The following is a 253-nucleotide window of genomic DNA, read 5'->3' as shown; positions in this document are numbered from 1 at the left end:
GTGGGCGTTGTGAACGATCCTGTCGAGAATGGCGTCGGCGACGGTAGGGTCTGCGATCAGGTCATGCCATCTGGCCACCGGGACCTGGGCGGTGATCAGGGTGGATTTGCGGCGATAGCGTTCTTCGACGATTTCGAACAGATGGAAGCGCTGTTGGTCGGTGAGGGAGTGGGTTCCGAAGTCATCGAGGATGAGCAGTTGTGCGCGGGTGAGTTTGTCGATGAGGCGTGGGAAGCGGCCATCGAGACGGGCG

General features: G+C 60.9%; 1 protein-coding gene. It reads right to left on the bottom strand.

All coding sequences use genetic code 11. The features are described from left to right. Window positions 1–253, bottom strand: a 253-nt coding sequence (locus AU465_RS32720) for an ATP-binding protein (RefSeq protein ID WP_192257119.1), incomplete at both ends; no start/stop codon positions are given.

The sequence above is a fragment of the Mesorhizobium silamurunense genome (genome assembly GCF_014843905.1).
Lineage (GTDB): Bacteria > Pseudomonadota > Alphaproteobacteria > Rhizobiales > Rhizobiaceae > Mesorhizobium > Mesorhizobium silamurunense.
Note: the sequence above shows the minus strand (reverse complement) of the source record. Positions and strands in the feature narration are given on the sequence as shown.